The organism is Nonomuraea muscovyensis (genome assembly GCF_014207745.1).
Taxonomy (GTDB): Bacteria; Actinomycetota; Actinomycetes; order Streptosporangiales; family Streptosporangiaceae; genus Nonomuraea; species Nonomuraea muscovyensis.
In genome coordinates this window covers 61,073-80,576 of the sequence record NZ_JACHJB010000001.1, presented here as the reverse complement: position 1 = coordinate 80,576, position 19,504 = coordinate 61,073, and the positions used below count along the sequence as shown (strand labels likewise).

Sequence of the window (19,504 nt, the reverse complement as noted above, 5' to 3'; positions counted from 1 at the left end):
GCGTCGGCGGCCCGGGTTCACAGGCCCAGGAACGTCTCGGCGTTCCCGCGGAGGATCGCCCGGCGTTCGGCCTCCCCGAGGTGGGGACTCGTACGCACCACGCGGCCGGCCGGGCGTTCGCCCAGGGGATAGGGGTAGTCGCTGCCGAGCAGCACCCGGTCGGCGCCGATCGTGTCCACCAGTAACCGCAGCGCCCGGTGGTCGAAGACCACCGAGTCGGTGTAGAAGCGGCCGAGGTAGTGCGACGGCGGATGCTCCGACGTCCCGATGACGTCGTGGCGTTGATGCCACGCGTTGTCCATGCGCCCGACCCAGAAGGCGAACGAGCCGCCCCCATGAGCGAAGCAGATCCGCAGGCCGGGATCGATCCGGTCGAACACGCCGCCGAGGATCAGGGCGAGGATCGACAGGTGCGTCTCGGCGGGCATCCCCGTCAGCCACTGCGCCATCCACCGGTCGAGCCGCGTCGACGTCGCCATGTCCCAGGGATGGACGAACACCGGAACGTCCAGCGCGGCCGCGTGCTGCAGGAACGTCACGATCCCCGCGCTGTCCAGATCCCGCTCGCCCACGTGGTTGCCGATCTCGACCCCGCGATGACCGTTCGCGATCGACCGTTCGAGCTCGCGGCAGGCCGCGTCGGGGTCCTGGAGCGGCACCTGGCAGAACGGCAGGAGCCGCTCGGGGGCGGGCGCGCAGATGTCGAGCGCCAGATCGTTGAAGATCGCCGAGATCTTGGCGCCCTGGACGGGGGACTGGCCGTAGGAGAAGAAGGCGGGCGTCGGCGAGAGGACCTGGACGTCCACCCCGTCGGCGTCCATCTCGCCGACGCGCACCTCGGCGTCCCAGCAGTTGTCGCGGATGGCGCGGAACTCCTTGGAGCCCATCATGATCATGGCGTCGCGTTCCGAGTCGATGCGCAGCCAGGGCAGGGGCTCGTCCACCGACCCCAGGTCGGGCCAGCCACGAGGAACGTAGTGCGTGTGCACGTCGACGGAGCCGCTCATGGTCACGGTCTCAGCCCTTGCCCGGGTGCACGGTGCCGCAGGCGTCACAGGTGCGCCCGTCCTCACTGCGGTAGAACTCCTCGAACACGGGAGGCAGGTCGGCCACGATGTCCCGCACCTGGAGCTCCACCTCGTGGACGAGGTTGGCGCAGGTGGGGCAGTACCACTGGAACTTCTCCAGCGTTCCCTCCTCGCGGATCCGCTCGATGACCAGCCCGACGGAGCCGTCCTGCGGCCGCTGCGGCGAGTGCGGCAGGTTCCGGGGGAGGAGCCACACCTCGCCCTCCCTGATGTGGACGGTCCGCGGGCCGTCGGGCGTCATGAGATCGACGTGCATGTCGCCCTTGATCTGGTAGAACCACTCCTCGTAGGGATCGAGGTGGAAGTCGGTCCGCTGGTTCGGACCGCCCACCACCTGGACGATGAAGTCCGTGCCGACCTGGATGGTCCGGTTGTTCACCGGCGGCTTCAGCAGGTGCTCGTGCTCACTGATCCACGAGGCGAAGTTGATCGGAGCGGGGAAGGGCGCGTTCGTCACGAGCGTTCTCCTTCGTCGGTCGGGTGCGGGTGCGGGCGCGAGTGCGGGTTCCGTGCGATGACCTGCATCTCGATCAGCAGGTGCGGGTGGGGCAGCTGGTGGACCGCGACCGTCGTCCGCGTCGGCCCGCTCTCGTCGAAGAACTCGGCGTAGACCTCGTTGTACCCGCCGAAGTCGTTCATGGACGTGAGGTAGGCGGTCACCTGGAGCACGTCCGGCAGGGTCGCGCCGACCTCGCCGAGGATGCGCTCGATGTTCTCGATGACCGCGCGGGTCTGCGCGCGGATGTCGAGGCTGGCGGTGCCGAGCTCGTCGGCCTCGACTCCGGCGAAGGTGTTGTCGGGCCGTCGCGAGCTGGTGCCGGACACGAACACCAGGTCTCCCGCCACCTTCACGTGCGGGAACCTGCCACGGGGACGGGCGAGCCCGTCGATCGTGCGGCTGCCGTCGTGCCGGTTCGTCATGACGCGTCGCCTCCCTTCCGGGCCCGGGTCACCCTCACGGACACCCGGCCCAGGTCCGCCACCTGCGCGGTGACGAAACCCTCGATCAGCGGACCCTCGTCCAGCGGGCCCCCGGTGAGCGGAACCGCCGCGGTCGCCGCGCCGGCGAGGACGACGTCGCCCGCGCGGACCGGGATCGCGTGGCGGCGGCAGATCCCGGCGAGCAGCCGCAGGCCGCGGATCGGATCACCGAGGATGGCGCCCGTCGTCCCGGTCGAGACGGTCCGGGGTCCGACGGTCATCCGCACGGCCAGGTTGTCGAGCGGCCGTACCGGAGCCCACGGCCCGATCACGAACGCCGCCGCGGAGGTGTTGTCGGCGATCACGTCCGCGTAGGAGAACCGGAAGTCCCGGTAGCGCGAGTCGATGATCTCCAGTGCCGGGGCCACGGCGTCCACGGCGGTCGCGACGCAGGCCCGCGGGTCGTCCAGGTCGACGTCCCGGGCGATCCTGAAGGCGACCTCGGGCTCGACTCTCGGCTGGATCAGGCCGTCGAGGCTCAGCTCACCGCCGTCGGGGACGTCCATCGCGTCGGTGAGCTGCCCGACGATGACGTCGTGGACGCCCATCTGGCGCATCTTCGCCCGGCTCGTGAAACCGAGCTTGAGACCGATCGGCTGTTCGCCACGGGACCGGCGGCGTGCCACGAGGTGCCGCTGCACCCGGTACGCGCTCAAGACGTCCCAGTCCTCGCCCGCCGAGCGGCCGGTGACCGCGCGCGCCGACGTCTGGGCGTCGTCCAGCTCCCGCGCGAGCTCGACGATCTCACCGTCCGTAAGGCTCATCGGACCTCCTCCCGAGCCGCGGCGACCAGGTCGAGGGCGACGTCGGCGATCATGTCCTCCTGGCCGCCGACGAGCCGGCGGCGGCCCGCCTCCATCAGGATGGCGCGCGCGTCGAGGCCGTGCCTCTCGGCCGCGCGCCCGGCATGGAGCAGGAAACTGGAGTAGACACCCGCGTATCCCAGCGTCAGCGTCTCGCGGTCCACCCTGACGGGGTGCGGGCGGAGCGGGCGGACGATGTCGTCGGCCGCGTCCTGGAGGGCGAAGAGATCGCATCCGTGCTCCCAGCCCAGCAGGTCGGCGACCGCCACGAAGGGCTCCGCGGGGCAGTTGCCCGCACCGGCGCCCTGCCCGGCCAGCGCCACGTCGACGCGCACCGCTCCGTGCTCGACGGCGGTCACGCTGTTGGCCACCGACAGCGAGAGGTTCTCGTGCGCGTGGATCCCGATCTCGGTCCCCGGGTCCAGCACGTCACGGTAGGCGTCGACGCGGGCGGCGACGTCACGGCCGGTCAGGCGTCCCCCCGAGTCCGTGACGTAGACGCAGGTGGCGCCGTACGACTCCATGAGCGCGGCCTGCGCCGCGAGCGGCGCGGGATCGAGCATGTGGCTGAGCATGAGGAACCCGCAGACGTCCATGTCGTGGGACCGCGCCCAGTCGATGTGCTGGGCCGCGATGTCGGCCTCGGTGCAGTGCGTGGCGATCCTGACGCTGGTGACGCCGTGCCGGTGCGCCCGCTCCAGGTCCTTGATCGTGCCGATCCCGGGGATGAGCAGCGTGGTGAGCCTGGCGTGGCGCAGCACCTCGGCCGCCGCTTCGATCCATTCGAGATCGGAGTGCGCGCCGAAGCCGTAGTTCGCGCTCGAACCGCCGAGGCCGTCACCGTGCGCCACCTCGACGGCGTCGACCCCGGCCGCGTCGACGGCCGCCGCGATCCGGCGCACGTGTTCGGTCGAGTACGCGTGCCCCATCGCGTGCATCCCGTCGCGCAGGGTCACGTCCTGCAGGTAGAGCTTCACAGCCTGGCCCCCTCGCGGAGTTCCAGAATCCGCTCGGCCGTCCGCAGCGCGGCCGAGGTCATGATGTCGAGGTTGCCGGCGTACTCGGGCAGGTAGTGGCCGGCCCCGGACACCTCGAGGAAGACCGAGACCCTGGTCCCGGTGAACGCGCGGCCGAGCGCGGGGACGTGGACGCCGGACAGCCGGTCGAACTGGGTGGCCTGCTTGAGCCGGTATCCGGGAACGTAGTCCTGGACCCGCGCCACCATGTCCGCGACCGCTCGCGCGACCGCGTCGTGGTCGAGCCGGTCACGCCCGGCCGCGTCCTCCACCAGGCAGTAGACCGTGTCCCTCATGATGACGGGGGGATCCGCCGGGTTGAGGATGATGATCGCCTTGCCGACCCCGGCCCCGCCGACGGACTCGATCGCGCGGCTGGTGGTCTCGGTGAACTCGTCGATGTTGGCGCGGGTCCCCGGCCCGGCGGACCGCGAGGCGATCGAGGCGACGATCTCGGCATAGGCGACCGGGGCCACCCCGGCGACGGCCGCGACGACGGGGATGGTCGCCTGGCCGCCGCACGTCACCATGTTCACGTTGTCGGCGAAGTGCATCTCGTCCAGATTGACCGTGGGCACGGCGTAGGGCCCCAGGGCCGCGGGCGTCAGGTCGATCATGAGCTTGCCGTGCCGCCGCGCGAACGCGGCATGCCGTTCGTGCGCCCCGGCGGACGTCGCATCGAAGATCACCGCCGCGTCGCGGAACTGGGGCAGCCCGGCGAGCCCGTCGACGCCGTCCGCCGTGGTCGCGACACCACGCCTGCGGGCCCGCGCCAGGCCGTCGGAGGCCGGGTCGATGCCGACCATGGCCGCCATCGAGAGCCGCTTCGAGAGCCGCTCGATCTTGAACATGAGATCCGTCCCGATGTTGCCGGAGCCGATGACGACGGCCCCCGCCTTCCGGTCCGCGGCCATCACAGCTCCCGCTCGACGAAGGTGACCTCGACCTGGCCGAGCCCGGACAACCGGGCCGTGAACCGCCCGGTGCCCGCGACGTCGACCATCGGCCCGAGCGCACCGGTCATGATGACGTCGCCGGCTTGCGGCGGCCGGCCGCGGCGGACGAGTTCGCGCGCGATCCAGGTGGCCGCGACGAGCGGCGACCCCATGCACGCGGCGCCCGAGCCGAAGGAGACGTCCTCGCCGTCCTTCTCCAGGACCATGCTGACGTCCGCGAGTTCCAGACGGTCAAGGGACCGCGGGGTCGTGCCGAGCACCACCGCGCCGCTGGAGGCGTTGTCGGCGATCGTGTCGCTGATCGTGATGTCCCAGCCGGCGATCCGCGAGTCCACGACCTCGATGGCCGGCAGGACGAAGCCGGTCGCCCGGATCACGTCGGCCACCGACGGCCTGGGCGTCTCGATGCCGGTCTCCAGCACGAATGCGATCTCGGCCTCGACCCGGGGCTGCAGGTAGGCGCCGCGGTCCAGTTCGCTGCCGTGGGCATGCAGCATGTCGTCGAAGACGAGCCCGAAGTCGGGCTCGAAGACGCCGAACTGCTCCTGCACCGACCTCGTGGTCAGGCCGATCTTGTAGCCGGCGACGCGGGATCCGGCCCGCTCGCGCGCGGCGGCGACGGCCTCCTGGACGGCGTACGCCTGGTCGAGGTCGCCGGCGCCGATCAGGTCCCGCACCGGGGCGCACGGAACGCCGTCTCTCGCGGCGGTGAGCAGCCGTTCGGCCGCGGCGGTGATGGTTGTCGTCATAGTTGCACGCACACATTCGTCGGTTCGGTGTAGAAGTGGAGCGAGGACTCGCCGCCCTCGCGGCCGATCCCCGACAGGCCCATGCCGCCGAACGGGGAGCGCAGGTCCCGCAGGAACCAGGTGTTGACCCAGGACATGCCGACCCGCATCGCCTGGGCCACGCGGTGGCCGCGGGTGAGATCCGAGGTCCACACGGACGACGCGAGGCCGTAGTCGGTGTCGTTCGCCAGCGCGATCGCCTCCTCCTCGGAGTCGAACGGGATCACCCCGGCCACCGGGCCGAACACCTCGTCCCGCATGGGACGGGCCTCCTGGCCCAGGCCGACCCAGAGGGTGGGTTCGATCCACGAGCCACCGTCGAGGTCCGGTGTCATCGACGGGATGCCGCCGCCGACGACGGTCGTCGCGCCCGCCTCCCGGGCCAGGCCGAAGTAGGTGAGCACCTTGTCGCGGTGGGCCCGGGAGATGAGCGGGCCCGTCGTCGTCGTCTCGCTGAGCGGGTCGCCCAGGGTGAGCGCCTTCGCCCGGGCGACGAGGCCGTCGACCACGTCGTCGAAGATCGGGCGCTGGACGTAGACGCGTTCGGTGCACAGGCACACCTGGCCGGTGTTCGAGAAGATCGACCGCCTGAGCCCGTCCAGCGTCGTGTCCAGATCGGCGTCGGCGAACACGACGGCCGCGTTCTTGCCGCCGAGCTCGAAGGACACGGGCCGGACACGTCCCGCGACGGTCCGCATCACCTGCGAGCCGGTCGCCGTGGAGCCCGTGAACGTCACGCCGTCGATGCCGGGGTGCGTCGTGAGGAACTCGCCCGCGGAGCCCCGGCCGAATCCGTGGACCACGTTGTAGACGCCGTCCGGCAGGCCCACCTCGCGCAGCACCTCGGCCAGCAGGGTCGCCGTCGAGGGCGTCTCCTCGCTCGGCTTGACCACCACGGCGTTGCCGCAGGCGAGCGCGGGCGCGACCTTCCAGGTCAGCAACAGCAGCGGCAGGTTCCACGGGACCACGACCGCGACGACGCCCAGCGGCTTGCGGACCGCGTAGTTGAGCGCGCGGCGCCCGTCCGCCAGTTCGGTGAGGAACGACGGTTGCCCGGCCGATCCCACGACGTCGGCGAAGGCCCGGAGGTTGGTGAGGGCGCGGGCCACGTCGACGTCACGAGCGTGCGTCACCGGTTTGCCGGTGTCGCGGACCTCCGCCGCGACGAACTCCTCGAAGCGCTCCTCGATCCGGTCGGCCGCGCGGCGGAGCAGCGCCGTGCGCGCGTTCGTCGTCCACGAGGACCAGGGACCGGCGAGCGCCCGGCGCGCCGAGCGCACGGCGCGGTCCACCAGCGCGGCGTCGGCCTCGTGCACGCGTCCGGCCACTCGGCCGGTGGCGGGATCGACGTTGTCGAACAACGACCCGGTGTCGGGCTCGGCGAACCGGCCGTCGACGAAGTTGCGGACGATGCCCTCCGCGAACGCTGTGGTCATGCTCATATGCTCACCGCCAGGAGCCATGCTCCGCAAATAGGATTTGCGGGCTCTGTCATGTCCATGAAGGCATACCTCACGTGTCACGTCCCAGGGTTCCGAGGTACAGCTCGACGACCTTGGGATCGTGCATGAGCTCCCGGCCCGTCGCCGTCATGGCGTTGGCGCCCTGGTCCAGCACATATCCCCGGTCGCAGATCTCCAGGCACCGCCGCGCGTTCTGCTCGACGATCACGACGCTCACCCCCGCGCGGTTGACGCTCCTCGTCTGGACGAACACCTCGTCCTGCATGTGCGGCGAGAGACCGGCGGACGGCTCGTCGAGCAGGAGCACCGAGGGGTTCATCATGAGCGCGCGGCCCATCGCCACCATCTGCCGTTCCCCGCCGGACAGCGAGCCGGCCGGGCGGTGCCGCCTGTCGAGCAGCGACGGGAACAGGTCGCCGACGACGTCCAGCCGTTCGGCGAACGTCGCGGGCGCCTGGTAGCAGCCCATCTGGAGGTTCTCCTCGACCGTGAGGCCGGTGAAGACGTTGCCGGTCTGCGGGACGAAGCCGACGCCGCGCGCCACGAGAGAGTCGGCGCGCTCGCCGGTGATGTCCGCGCCACGCAGGCGGACCGCCCCGCTGCGGATCGGCACCAGCCCGAACAGCGCCTTGAGCAGGGTCGACTTCCCCGCCCCGTTGGGCCCGATGATGCCGACGACCTCCCCCTCGTCGCACCGGAGGCCGGCCTTCTTGAGGATGTCGACGCCCGGCAGGTAACCCGCGACGAGGTCTTCGGCGACCAGCAACCCGTGTGTGGTGCTCATCGGCCGCCGCTCCCGCCGCCCGGCGTCGGGCCGGTCTCCACGAGGTCGTCGCCGAAACGCTCGCCCAGATACGCGCTCACCACCCGCTCGTCCTGCGTGACCTCGCGCGCGGTGCCCTCGGCGATCACCCGGCCCTGGGCCATGACGACGACGTGGTCCGATATCTCGTGCACCATGTCCATGTCGTGCTCGACGAACAGCACGCTCACGCCGTCGTCACGCAGGGACACGATGTGCCCGAGCAGAGACTGCTTGAGCGCCGGGTTCACCCCGGCCATGGGCTCGTCGAGCATCACCATCCGCGGCTCCGCCATGAGCGCGCGGGCCATCTCCAGCAGTTTCCGCTGCCCGCCGGACAGCGCGCCCGCCGGTTCGTCGCGCTTGCCGTCCAGCAGGAACCGGGACAGCAGGGCGCGCGCACGGGCGGTGTTGTCCCTCTCGCCCCTGCGCCAGGCCAGGCTGAAGGGGGCCGCCCACAGCCGCTCGCCGAGCTGACCCGGTGCGGCGATGCGCATGTTCTCCAGCACGGTCAGGCGGGCCAGGACTCGCGTCAGCTGGAACGTGCGGACCATGCCCATGCGCGCGACCTTGTGCGCGGGCACACCCGCCAGCGGATGACCGTCGAAGGCCCACCGGCCGGCGTCGGGACGGTCGAATCCGGTCAGCAGGTTGAACAACGTGGACTTGCCCGCCCCGTTCGGCCCGATCAGCGCGGTGATCTCACCTCGGCGGACGGCCAGGTGGTCCACGTCGACGGCGGTGAATCCGCCGAACCGTCGTGCCACGTTCTCCGCCCGGAGGATCACGGCCGGATCAGGACCGGACCGGGCGGCGGAGGGGATGCGGTCAGGCATGGAGCGCCATCTCCTTACGATCTCCGAAGATTCCTTGAGGTCGATAGATCATCAACAGCACCAGGGCGACTCCCACGAGGACGAACCTGACCGTGCCGATCTGGTCGCCGGTCATGAGCCAGGCCGGGACGACGGGGTCCTGCCCCGCGGTGAGAGCGCCCAGGATCCCGCTGACCAGGGACAGGAACGCCCAGAAGACGACCGCGCCCACGACCGGGCCCATGATCCGGGCCGCGCCGCCGAGGACGAGCATGGTGCACACGATGAAGGTCAGGTCGAAGCTGAAGTTGTCCGGCTGCACGGAGTTCTGGCCCAGCGCGACGACGAACCCGCCCAGAGCGCCGATGAGGCCGCCGATCGCCAGCGCCTGCATCTTGAAGGCGTAGACGTTCTTGCCCAGGCTGCGGACCGCCTCCTCGTCCTCGCGGATCGCCATGAGCACCCGGCCCCACGGCCCGCGCATGATCGACCAGACGACGACGCTGGCGATCACGACCAGCCCCCAGCCCACCGTCATGACCCACAGGTCGGCCGGTCGGTAGCCGAGGAACGGCTGGTCGAAGGGATTGGCCGCCTGGAAGCCCGCCGAGAAGCCGGAGATCCCGTCACGTCCGTGGAAGACGTCCTGGAACGCCGCGCCGAAGAACAGCCGCAGGACCTCCGCGGCGGCGATGGTCGCGATGGCGAGGTAGTCCGCGCGCAGCCGCAGGGTGGGCAGCCCGAGGAGCAGGCCCAGCGCGATGCTGCACAGCAAACCGAGGCCGATCGCGGCGAAGAAGGGGAGCCCGAGGGCGACGGAGCCGACGGCGAACCCGTACGCGCCGACGGCGAGGAACCCCGCCTGCCCGAAGTTGATCAGGCCCGCGTACCCGAACTGCACGTTGAGCCCGATGGCGGCCAGACAGAAGTACGCCGCGTCGACGGAGAAGCCCGCCCGGAGGGCGCTGGTCAGGATGTCCATGTCGTTCCTCTCGATCAACCGATGCGCTGTGCGCGCCCGAGGAGTCCCTGCGGCCGGACGAGGAGCACGCCGATGAGCAGGAACAGCGCGGCGGCCATCTTGAGCTCGGATGGGATGACCAGGGTCGACATCTCGATCAGGGTGCCCACGAGCAGGCTGCCGAGGACGGCTCCCCACACGGATCCGAGCCCGCCCACCGTGATGGCGGCGAACATCACCAGGAGCTGGAGGGCGCCGAGGTCGAACTTCACGGCCTGGCTGAAGCCGAGGAGCAGGCCGCACGTCGCGGCGAGCAGCGCGCCCACCGACCAGACGGTCGTGATGACCCGGTTGACGTTGATGCCCGTCGTCGCGGCGAGCGCCGCGTTGTCGGCCACCGCCCGGGTCGCCCGCCCGAGCCGGGTCCGCCGGAGCGCGATCGTCACACCGACGACCAGCACCAGCGCGATCGCCACGCAGACCACGTCGCGGACGGAGTACGTGATCGGGCCGAGCCGGTGCCCTTCCGGCGTCGTGTACTGGCGGTAGGTCTCGGTCCGCCCGCCGGTGAAGAACTGGTAGACGTTGCGGAGGATGAACTGGACACCGATCGAGATGATCATCATGGCGAGGACGCCGGTCCCTCGCCGCCGGATCGGCCGCCAGAAGAACCGGTCCTGCGCGAACCCGAACACGCCGGCCAGCCCCGCCGCGAGGAGACCGGCCAGCCAGATGTCGATCCCCGTCACGTTGAGCGCGTACGTCACGAGTGCGCCGAACGTCACCATCTCGCCGTGCGCGAAGTTCGTCAGCCGGGTGGTGGCGAAGATCAGCGACAGCCCCAGCGCGCCGAGCGAGATGATCAGGCCGAAGTAGAGGCCGTTGAACAGGCTCTGGGGGATCTGGTCGGCCCAGCTCATCGTCTGACGGTCGCCCTTGCCCAGGACGAAGGTGACCGTCAGCGGAAGCGTCCCCGAGACCGTCCTGGTGATCGGATTGCGCCCGCCCTCGCGCAGGGTGACGCCATCCGGGAGCGATCGCTCGTCGAGCTCGATCGAGAGGGGCCCGACCTCGAACGGCACCTCGACGGAGAAACCGCCGTCCGGCCGGCTGGTGGCGGAGTACTCGGCGCCCGACGCGCCGGTCACCGTCACCTTGCCGCCGCCGACCGGCGTCGACCCCGTGTCGTCGCGGTTGACCAGCTTGCCGGTGACCTTCACGGTCTCGGGGTCGTCGCCGCGGGCCGTGAGCGCGGCCGTGCCGACGGTGGAAGCCGCCGCGACCGCCGTGGAGCCGGCGCCGAACAGGGCCACGACGAGCAGGACGAGGCAGAGGGCAGGACGCAACCGCACGGGAACTCCAGGTGCTGGTGAGATGGGGATTCCGGGCCGTGCGCCGGGGTGTCGCCTCCGGCGCACGGCACCGCGGGTCGTGCTACCGACCCATCCAGAGACCGGCCTTGATCAGCTCGGGCACGATCTTCTTGGTCTCGTCGAACCCGACGAGTGCGATGGCGTCCGGATCGGCCGCCTTGACGGCGTTCACCTCGGCGGTGAATCCGCCCGAGTCCGGGGCGTAGAAGCGGGTGGCGACGACGTTGCCTCCCGACTCCTCGAACGACGCCTTGATGCCCGCCGCGAGGCCCTGTCCCCACGCGTCCTGCCGGACGAGGATCGCGATGTCGGTGTAGCCGTCGTTCGACATCGTGTTGGCGAGCACACCGCCCTGCAGCGCGTCCGACTGCATCAGGCGGAAGAAGAGCCCCTTGTCGGGGAAGGTGTCGAACTCCGGGGACGTCACCGAGGGTGAGATGTTGAGGACTCCCGCGTTCACGATCTTGTCGAGGACGCTGAGGGAGACGCTCGACGAGGCCGTGCCGACGATGACGTCCACGTCCTGGTCGAGGAGCTTGTCGGTCTCCTGGGGCGCGATGTTGGGGGTTCCGTCACCGGAGTCCCCGGCGACCAGCTTGACGTCCTCGCCCAGGACCCCGCCGTGGTCGTTCAGCTCGGCGACGGCCACCTTGACCCCGGCCGACATCGGCGGGCCGAGATAGGAGAGATCACCGGTCTGCGGCAGGAGGGAGCCGAGCACCAGCCGGCCGTCGCCGGGGGTGCCCGCTCCACTGATCCCCTGCGCGGGGAGGGGATCGGGGTCGGCGGACGCCTTGCCCGTCTCGTAGCCGACGGCCTGGTAGGTGTTGTCCTTCCCGTACTGGAAGACGCCGACGGAGGCGGCCGACGGGCTGCCGGTCCTGTTGAGGTCGATCGGGCCGCTCAGCCCGTCATAGTCGATCTCGGCTCCGTCCTTGAGCAGCTTCGAGCAGGCCGCGAAGGTGGTGCACTTCTCGCCCGGCGCGTTCGAGACGTCCCGCATCCTGGCGGCGACCGCCTTCGCGCCGTCGCTCTCGGCGGCCTCCGCCGCGAGTGCGGTGACGATCACCGAGTCGTACGACTCCACCGCGTAGGCGAAGTCCTTCAGGCGGGGGTCGGCGGCCAGCAGCCGCTCGCGGAACTCGTCGGTCGACCGGCCGCCCGGGATGACGCCCTTCACTCCGTCGAACGTGCCGGCCGTGAACTCGTCGCCGTACTGGGTGGTGTTGCCGTCGACCAGGTAGATCTGTGTCTTCTTCGCGGGCTCGGCCGCACGCTGCTGATCGCTCCCGTCGGAACATCCGGTGAGGATCAGGGATGCCGCGACGGCGGCCGCCAGGCCTGTCAGTCTTCGATTCATGTGGTGCTCCAGATCGGCTGCGTTCGCCCTGTCCCCCCAGCCGGCAAGACGCTTGATGTAGGTCGAGGATGCGCCTGACGACACATGCCCGTCTAATGCGTGTTCGCAGCCACGCCATGCCCATACAGGCATGCCACTGGTCGTCTTACATGATTACGCTCGCTGTGAGCGAACATCGGCAAGCAAGGGAACATCCGGAGGCTCTGATGAATTGAGTCTGTATAACTCAACCCTTTGGAGTTCGCATGAGTGAGAGCTTGATCCTGCCGGTCCTGCCGCTCGATGACGAGGTCGTGCTGCCGGGCATGGTGGTGCCGCTGGACCTGTCCGACTCCGAGGTGCGGGCAGCCATCGACGCGGCCGAGTCGTCGAGCCGCGCATCCGGGCGTAACAAGCCGCGGGTGCTCCTCGTTCCCCGGATCGACGGTCGCTACGGCGCGGTCGGCGTGCAGGCCGTCGTCGAGCAGGTGGGCAGGCTGCCGGGAGGCGAGCCCGCCGCCGTGGTGCGCGGCGTCGACCGGGTGCGCGTGGGCACCGGCACGACCGGCCCCGGTGCCGCGCTGTGGGTGGAGGCCATCACCGTCGACCAGGTCGCGGTGAGCGAGCGCGCCCACGAGCTGGCCAAGGAGTACAAGGCCCTGGCGACCACGATCTTGCAGAAGCGCGGCGCCTGGCAGGTCGTCGACCAGGTCAACCAGATCGACGACCCCTCCGTGCTCGCCGACAGCTCCGGCTACACCCCGTGGCTGACCACGGCCCAGAAGGTCGAGCTGCTGGAGGCGGCCGACCCGGCCGACCGGCTGGCCCGCCTGGTGGAGTGGTCCCGCGAGCACCTGGCCGAGCTCGACGTGGCCGAGACGATCCGCAAGGACGTCCAGGAGGGCATGGAGAAGCAGCAGCGTGAGTTCCTGCTGCGCCAGCAGCTCGCCGCGGTCCGCAAGGAGCTGAAGGAGCTCAACGGCGACTCCGCGGAGAGCGAGGAGGAAGACTACCGCGCCCGCGTCGAGGCCGCCGACCTGCCCGCCAAGGTGCGCGAGGCCGCGCTCAAGGAGGTCGACAAGCTGGAGCGCACCTCCGACCAGTCGCCCGAGACCGGCTGGATCCGCACCTGGCTCGACACCGTGCTCGACATCCCGTGGAACGAGCGCACCGAGGACAACTACGACATCACCGGTGCGCGTGACGTGCTCGACGCCGACCACACCGGCCTGAGCGACGTCAAGGACCGCATCCTCGAGCACCTGGCCGTGCGCAAGCGCCGCCAGGACAAGGGCCTCGGCGTGGTGGGCGGCCGCCGCAGCGGCGCCGTGCTCGCCCTGGCCGGTCCTCCCGGCGTGGGCAAGACCTCGCTCGGCGAGTCGGTGGCGCGCGCGATGGGCCGCAAGTTCGTCCGCGTCGCACTCGGCGGCGTCCGCGACGAGGCGGAGATCCGCGGCCACCGGCGCACCTACGTCGGCGCGCTGCCCGGCCGCATCGTCCGCGCCATCCGCGAGGCCGGCTCGATGAACCCGGTCGTGCTGCTCGACGAGGTCGACAAGGTCGGCGCCGACTACCGCGGCGACCCGACCGCGGCGCTGCTCGAGGTGCTCGACCCGGCGCAGAACCACACCTTCCGCGACCACTACCTGGAAGTCGAGCTCGACCTGAGCGACGTGCTCTTCCTGGCCACGGCCAACGTCCTGGAGGCCATCCCCGGGCCGCTGCTCGACCGCATGGAGGTCGTCACCCTCGACGGCTACACCGAGGACGAGAAGGTCGCCATCGCCCGCGACCACCTGCTGCCCCGGCAGCTCGAACTGGCGGGCCTGACGACCGAGGAGGTCACCGTCGAGGACGCCGCGCTGCGCAGGCTCGCCGCCGAATACACCCGCGAGGCCGGGGTCCGGTCGCTGGAGCGCTCGGTCGCCCGCATCCTGCGCAAGGTCGCCGCGAAGGACGAGCTGCCCGTCCGGGTGGACGCCGAGGGCCTCGTCGGCTACCTCGGCCGGCCGCGGTTCGTGCCCGAGTCGTCGCTGCCGGAGTCGCGGCAGCGCACCTCGGTGCCGGGCGTCGCGACGGGGCTGGCCGTCACGGGCGCCGGAGGCGACGTCCTGTACGTGGAGGCGTCGCTGGCCGACCCCGAGACCGGCGAGACGGGTCTCACGCTGACCGGGCAGCTCGGCGACGTGATGAAGGAGTCGGCCAGGATCGCCCTGTCCTACCTCCGCTCGCACGGCGCGGAGCTGGAGCTGCCGGTCACCGCGCTGAAGGACCGCTCGGTGCACGTCCACTTCCCGGCGGGCGCGGTGCCGAAGGACGGCCCGTCGGCCGGTGTGACGCTGACGACGGCGCTGGCCTCGCTCCTTTCGGGCCGCCAGGTCCGCGGTGATGTGGCCATGACCGGCGAGATCTCGCTGACCGGGCGGGTGCTGCCGATCGGCGGCGTCAAGCAGAAGCTGCTGGCGGCGCACCGGGCGGGCATCACCACGGTGCTCATCCCGGCCCGCAACGAGCCCGACCTGGACGACGTGCCCGAGGAGGTGCGCAACGAGCTGACGATCCACGCGGTCAGCGACGTGCGCGAGGTGCTGGACATCGCCCTCGCCTCGGCCAAGGTCCCCTCCACGGCCGCCGCCTGACCTCGGTCCGGAGGCCCCGCCGCACCCCTTCGAGGGATACGGCGGGGCCTCCGGCGTCCGGCCCTGACCGGCAGACTGCACCGTCGTCATCCGCGAGGTCCGCAACCCCGAGCCTGTCAGGGCGATCCACGCGGCCGTGCGCGAGACCCCGCCGGCCCGGCCCGTCCTCGACGGGCCGGCCGCGACAGCGATGACTCACCGAGCGGATTCACAGCACGCTCGCCAGGAACGTCCGGGTCCGCTCGTGGCGTGGTTCGGCGAGGACGGCCTCTGGCCGCCCGCTTTCCACGACGACACCGTCGGCGAAGAACGTCAGCGTGTCACCGACCTCGCGGGCGAACCCGATCTCGTGCGTCACGACGATCATGGTCATTCCGCCGCGCGCCAGTGCCTTCATCACCTCCAGCACCTCGTCCACCAACTCGGGATCGAGCGCCGAGGTCGGCTCGTCGAACAGCATGAGCGCCGGTTCCATCGCCAACGCCCTGGCGATGGCCACACGCTGCTGCTGGCCACCCGAGAGCTGGTGGGGCCGCTTGTGCGCGTGCGCGGCCAGCCCGACCTGTTCGAGGTGGCGCATGGCGAGCTGCCGCGCCGCCGCCGGCGGCCGGCCGGCCACGTGGATCGGTGCGCAGGCGACGTTCTCCAACGCTGTCTGGTGGGCGAAGAGGTTGAAGCGTTGGAACACCATCCCGATGTTCCTGCGGAAGGCGGCGAACTGTTTCGGCGTCCACGGGTGGTACCGGCCGGCGCCCATCGTGTAGCCCACTTCTTCACCGAGGACCTGCAGGCTGCCGCCGAGGACGGGTTCGAGCCCGTTGACGCAACGGAGGAAGGTGGACTTGCCCGAGCCTGACGGGCCGATGACGCAGCTCACCTCTCCCTGCCTCACGGTGAAGTCGACCCCGTTGAGCACCTGGGTGTCGCCGTAGCTCATCCGGACGTCGGAGGCGGCGACGATCACGCTCATGCGGTCACCTTCGGCAGGAACATGCGGCTGGTCAGGTTCTTGCGGACCAGCCGTACCGCGTCGGAGCCGAACCGGCGTTCCAGCCTGCCTTGCAGGAAGGTGGCGACCGCTGTCATGAGCATGTACCACAGGCTTGCCACGATGAGCAGTTCCATGATCAGATTGTTGGACTTGTAGATCTGGCTGGCATTGGTCATCAGGTCGTGACCGGCCACCACGTACACCAGGGACGTCGTCTTCAGCATGGAGATGAACTCGTTGCCGGTGGGCGGGATGATGATCCGCAGCGCTTGGGGCAGCACGACGACGCGCATCCGTTTGGCCGGGGTCATGCCGAGGGCGTACGCCGCCTCCGTCTGGCCGCGGTCCACGGCCTGGATCCCGGCCCGCACCGTCTCGGCGAAGTAGGCGGCGAGATTCAGCCCGAGGCCGAGCATGGCCGCGGTGAATCCGGTCATCACCTCGTTGGTGTCCCACTTCACCCCGACCGAGGTGAACGGTACTTTCAGCACCAGCACCGGGAAGAGGAACGCCAGGTTGTACCAGAAGATGAGCTGGACCAGCAGGGGCGTGCCGCGGAAGAACCAGATGTAGAGCGTCGCCAGCCGGCGCAGCACCGGGTTGTGCGCCAGCCGCATCACCGCGAGCAGCACTCCCAGGCTGAGGCCGATGGCGGTGGCCAGCACCGAGATCTCGAGCGTGACGAGGATCCCCGCCAGGATCTGCCCGTCGAACAGATAGCGGCCGACGGCGCTCCAGTCCAGATTGGGGTTGGCGACGAGGAGCAGGACCAGCCAGCCGAAGACGAGGACCGCGCCGGTGCCCGCCAGCAGGCGGCCCCAGTGGCGCGGGCGCGCGACCGGGACCGGCCTGCCGGCCGGGCTGACGATGGGTTCCGTACGCACGTCGGCTACTTCCCGCCGTTGACCACGGCTGACCGCACTGCGAGCTTCTCCAGGGACCACGACTTGAGGATGCCGCCGTACTCACCGCTGTTGATGAGTGCGTCAAGGGCGCTCCTGACAGACGCGATGAGCTCCTCGTTCTTCGGATTCATGCCGATGCCCCACGGGCTTTCGGTGCCGTCGATGGCCAGCGCTTCGACGCCCGACTTCGGGTCGCCGGCCTTGTACGCCGCCACGACGTAGTCGGTGATGTTGGCCTGGGCGCGTCCGTTCTTGACCTGGAGGAGCGCTTCCTGATCGCCGGGGAACTTGAGGATGTCGACGCCGGTTCTGCCGGCCTTCTCGCAGTCGCTGTCGTAGGTGTCGGCCAGTTCCAGGGAGGTCCCGTTGTCGACGACGGAGACCGTCTTGCCGCACAGGTCGCCCGGTCCCTTGATGCCTTCCGGGTTGCCGGCCTTGACGAGCATGCCGGCGCCGGCTCGGACGTAGTCGACGAAGGTGACCTTGGCCTGCCGCTCCGGGGTGTCCGACATCGATGACATGATCATGTCGTACCGGCCGGTGATGACGCCGGGGATCTGGGCGTTGAAGTCCTCGTCGCTGATCGTCACCCTGACGCCGAGCTTCCTGGCGATGGCGCGGGCCAGGGCGGGGTCCAGACCGATCGGTGTCTTCCTGTCGCCGGCGAAGAGTTCCATGGGCGGGTAGCCCACGGACGTCGTGACCTTGAGGCCGTCCGCCTTCACCTCGGCCGGGACCTTGGCGGCGAGGTTCTGGTCCGGGGTGATGGCATTGATGATCGTGGCGGCCTTGTCCTCCGCGGGCGCCTGGTCGAGGATCAGCGTGGTTCCGCCCGGCGTCTCCTGACCGCCGGGGCCTGCCGTGGCGGTCCCGGCGTCGAGCGACTGGGCGCCGCAGGCGGTGGTGGCCAGCAGCAGGGCGCCGATGGTGGTGCTTCGCATGTTCATGATCGGGTCGTCTCCTTAGCTGCGTGCCCAGCGGATCTCGCCGCCGACCACGGTGGTCAGGACTTTCGTGCGCAGCAGCGCGTCGGAGGGTTCGGCGAAGGGGTCGGTGTCGAGGGCCAGGAAGTCCGCGAGCATGCCTTCGGCCAGCACCCCCTTGCGCCTCTCCTCGCCGGCCGCGTAGGCCGAGCCGAAGGTGTGTGCCCGCAACGCCTCGCCGAAGCTGAGTCGTTGCTCTGGCTGCCAGCCGCCGGGCGGCCTGCCGTCCGGTCGTGTCCGGGTCACGGCGGCGTGCAGTGCGGCGAAGGGGTTCGGGTGCTCGACGGGCGCATCGGAGCCGAAGGCCAGCGCGACGCCCGAGTCCAGCATCGTGCGCCAGGCGTAGGACGCCAGGTCGCGCTCGCCGAGCAGGGAGGAGACGAGGTCGAGGTCGCTGGTGCAGTGGACGGGCTGCATCGAGGCGACGACGCCGAGTACGGCCATCCTCTTGATGTCGGCCGGTCTGAGATGCTGCGCGTGCTCGATCCGGTGCCGCAGGACCGCTCGGCCGCCGGCGGCCTCGTAGGCGTTGATCACGAGGTGGTTGGCCAGGTCGCCGATGGCGTGCGTGGCCACCGCGATGCCGGCTGCGCTCGCCGCGCCGATGAGCCGCACCAGTTCCGGGTAGGGAGTCACGGCTATGCCGGCATTGCCGGGGGTGCCGGCGAACGGCTCGCTCATGTGGCACGTGTGCGAGCCCAGCGCTCCGTCGCTGAACAGCTTCACCGGGCCGGTGCGGAACCAGTCGTCACCCTGTCCGGTGCGCCTGCCCTCGGCGATGGCGGCCTCCAGATGGTCGCGCGGGATCGCCTTGTGCACGCGGAGTTTGAGCTCACCGGCCGCGCGCAGCTCCAGGTAGGCCGCCCGGCAGTCCTCACCGTCGATGTCGTGCACGCTGGTCAGGCCGAGGGCCAGCAGCTCCTCCTGCGCCACGCGGAGCATGGCGCTCAGATCTCCGGAGGTCATGAGGTCGCGCAGCGGGTAGGCGGCGGATTCGCGCAGGATCCCGGTCGGCTCGCCGTCCGCGTCCTTGACGATCTGGCCGCCGACCGGGTCGGGAGTGCCGCGGTCGATGCCCATCATGCGCAGTGCCAGGGAGTTGGCCCACGTGGTGTGGCCGTCGACGCTCGGAAGGGCCACGGGCCGGTCGGGGCAGACGGAGTCGAGGGCGTACCGGTCGGGCTGGACCGGGCGCTCCCAGGTGTTGCTGTTCCAGCGGCCGCCGGACAGCCAGGCGCCGGGCTCCAGCCGGGAGGCGTGCTCGGAGATCCGGGCCAGAGCCGCCTCCAGCGACCGGACACCGCGAAGGTCCACCTCGCTCAGGCCCCTCGCGTAGTTCGCCGTGTGAATGTGGGCGTCGTACAGGCCGGGGATGACCGCCGCGCCTTCGAGGTCCACCACTTCGGCCGATCGTCCCGCCGCCGCCCGGACCTCGGACTCGTCACCAGCCGCCAGCACCGTTTCGCCTTTGACGGCGAGCGCCTGAACGGGCGGTTTCGCGCCGTCTCCGGAGTGAATGACGGCATTGCGAAATATACGGATCGTCATGGGACCTCAGACTTGGAGAGAAGTTCCCCACACTGTAGGAGTGGCGCATTAGA

Annotated in this window: 18 protein-coding genes; 1 reads left to right on the top strand and 17 read right to left on the bottom strand. The window is 70.4% G+C overall.

What is annotated here, in order from left to right:
* Positions 1-17 precede the first annotated feature (17 nt).
* From FHU36_RS00370 to FHU36_RS00310, 13 genes are all read right to left on the bottom strand, one after another.
* The gene (locus tag FHU36_RS00370; RefSeq protein WP_185081817.1) at positions 18-1,007 is read right to left on the bottom strand and encodes an amidohydrolase family protein; all 990 of its coding nucleotides are present in this window, start codon (positions 1,005-1,007) and stop codon (positions 18-20) included.
* Between the two features lie 10 nt (positions 1,008-1,017).
* Complete coding sequence (locus FHU36_RS00365; RefSeq protein WP_185081816.1) at positions 1,018-1,545, bottom strand: 3-hydroxyanthranilate 3,4-dioxygenase; 528 nt, start codon at positions 1,543-1,545, stop codon at positions 1,018-1,020.
* On the bottom strand, positions 1,542-2,009 hold the full coding sequence (locus FHU36_RS00360) for a RidA family protein (RefSeq protein WP_185081815.1): 468 nt from the start codon (positions 2,007-2,009) through the stop codon (positions 1,542-1,544). The genes FHU36_RS00365 and FHU36_RS00360 overlap by 4 nt, the downstream gene beginning before the upstream one ends.
* On the bottom strand, positions 2,006-2,833 hold the full coding sequence (locus tag FHU36_RS00355) for a 2-keto-4-pentenoate hydratase (protein ID WP_185081814.1): 828 nt from the start codon (positions 2,831-2,833) through the stop codon (positions 2,006-2,008). The genes FHU36_RS00360 and FHU36_RS00355 overlap by 4 nt, the downstream gene beginning before the upstream one ends.
* Entirely contained in the window at positions 2,830-3,849 is a 1,020-nt protein-coding gene (gene dmpG, locus FHU36_RS00350) for a 4-hydroxy-2-oxovalerate aldolase (protein WP_185081813.1), read from the bottom strand. The genes FHU36_RS00355 and dmpG overlap by 4 nt, the downstream gene beginning before the upstream one ends.
* Positions 3,846-4,802 carry an acetaldehyde dehydrogenase (acetylating) gene (locus tag FHU36_RS00345; protein ID WP_185081812.1) on the bottom strand — a complete coding sequence of 319 codons (957 nt, stop codon included), beginning with the start codon at positions 4,800-4,802 and terminating at the stop codon, positions 3,846-3,848. Before FHU36_RS00345 ends, dmpG begins: the two co-directional genes overlap by 4 nt.
* Positions 4,802-5,593: a 2-keto-4-pentenoate hydratase gene (locus FHU36_RS00340; protein WP_185081811.1), complete on the bottom strand. Its 792-nt coding sequence runs from the start codon at positions 5,591-5,593 to the stop codon at positions 4,802-4,804. Before FHU36_RS00340 ends, FHU36_RS00345 begins: the two co-directional genes overlap by 1 nt.
* A complete protein-coding gene (locus tag FHU36_RS00335) occupies positions 5,590-7,068 on the bottom strand; it encodes a 2-hydroxymuconic semialdehyde dehydrogenase (protein ID WP_185081810.1) in 1,479 nt (492 codons plus the stop codon). The genes FHU36_RS00340 and FHU36_RS00335 overlap by 4 nt, the downstream gene beginning before the upstream one ends.
* A 76-nt stretch (positions 7,069-7,144) precedes the next feature.
* On the bottom strand, positions 7,145-7,879 hold the full coding sequence (locus FHU36_RS00330; protein WP_185081809.1) for an ABC transporter ATP-binding protein: 735 nt from the start codon (positions 7,877-7,879) through the stop codon (positions 7,145-7,147).
* On the bottom strand, positions 7,876-8,733 hold the full coding sequence (locus tag FHU36_RS00325) for an ABC transporter ATP-binding protein (RefSeq protein ID WP_185081808.1): 858 nt from the start codon (positions 8,731-8,733) through the stop codon (positions 7,876-7,878). The genes FHU36_RS00330 and FHU36_RS00325 overlap by 4 nt, the downstream gene beginning before the upstream one ends.
* Positions 8,726-9,694, bottom strand: coding sequence for a branched-chain amino acid ABC transporter permease (locus FHU36_RS00320; RefSeq protein WP_185081807.1), 969 nt, complete (start codon positions 9,692-9,694; stop codon positions 8,726-8,728). The genes FHU36_RS00325 and FHU36_RS00320 overlap by 8 nt, the downstream gene beginning before the upstream one ends.
* 14 nt (positions 9,695-9,708) lie before the next feature.
* Positions 9,709-11,025, bottom strand: a complete 1,317-nt coding sequence (locus FHU36_RS00315) for a branched-chain amino acid ABC transporter permease (RefSeq protein ID WP_185081806.1) — start codon at positions 11,023-11,025, stop codon at positions 9,709-9,711.
* An 82-nt stretch (positions 11,026-11,107) separates the two neighbouring features.
* Positions 11,108-12,406: an ABC transporter substrate-binding protein gene (locus FHU36_RS00310; protein ID WP_185081805.1), complete on the bottom strand. Its 1,299-nt coding sequence runs from the start codon at positions 12,404-12,406 to the stop codon at positions 11,108-11,110.
* 245 nt (positions 12,407-12,651) lie between these two features.
* On the opposite strand from FHU36_RS00310, the gene lon reads away from it, so the two are divergent.
* On the top strand, positions 12,652-15,024 hold the full coding sequence (gene lon, locus FHU36_RS00305) for an endopeptidase La (protein ID WP_185081804.1): 2,373 nt from the start codon (positions 12,652-12,654) through the stop codon (positions 15,022-15,024).
* A gap of 208 nt (positions 15,025-15,232) precedes the next feature.
* Here lon and FHU36_RS00300 read toward each other — a convergent pair whose 3' ends face one another.
* From FHU36_RS00300 to FHU36_RS00285, 4 genes are read right to left on the bottom strand one after another with little or no spacing between them, the layout of a single operon-like run.
* Complete coding sequence (locus tag FHU36_RS00300) at positions 15,233-15,994, bottom strand: amino acid ABC transporter ATP-binding protein (RefSeq protein WP_185081803.1); 762 nt, start codon at positions 15,992-15,994, stop codon at positions 15,233-15,235.
* Positions 15,991-16,899, bottom strand: a complete 909-nt coding sequence (locus FHU36_RS00295; protein ID WP_185081802.1) for an amino acid ABC transporter permease — start codon at positions 16,897-16,899, stop codon at positions 15,991-15,993. The genes FHU36_RS00300 and FHU36_RS00295 overlap by 4 nt, the downstream gene beginning before the upstream one ends.
* Before the next feature lie 5 nt (positions 16,900-16,904).
* Positions 16,905-17,867: an ABC transporter substrate-binding protein gene (locus FHU36_RS00290; protein ID WP_185081801.1), complete on the bottom strand. Its 963-nt coding sequence runs from the start codon at positions 17,865-17,867 to the stop codon at positions 16,905-16,907.
* A gap of 15 nt (positions 17,868-17,882) precedes the next feature.
* Positions 17,883-19,361 carry an amidohydrolase gene (locus FHU36_RS00285; RefSeq protein WP_312891372.1) on the bottom strand — a complete coding sequence of 493 codons (1,479 nt, stop codon included), beginning with the start codon at positions 19,359-19,361 and terminating at the stop codon, positions 17,883-17,885.
* Between the last annotated feature and the right edge of the window lie 143 nt (positions 19,362-19,504).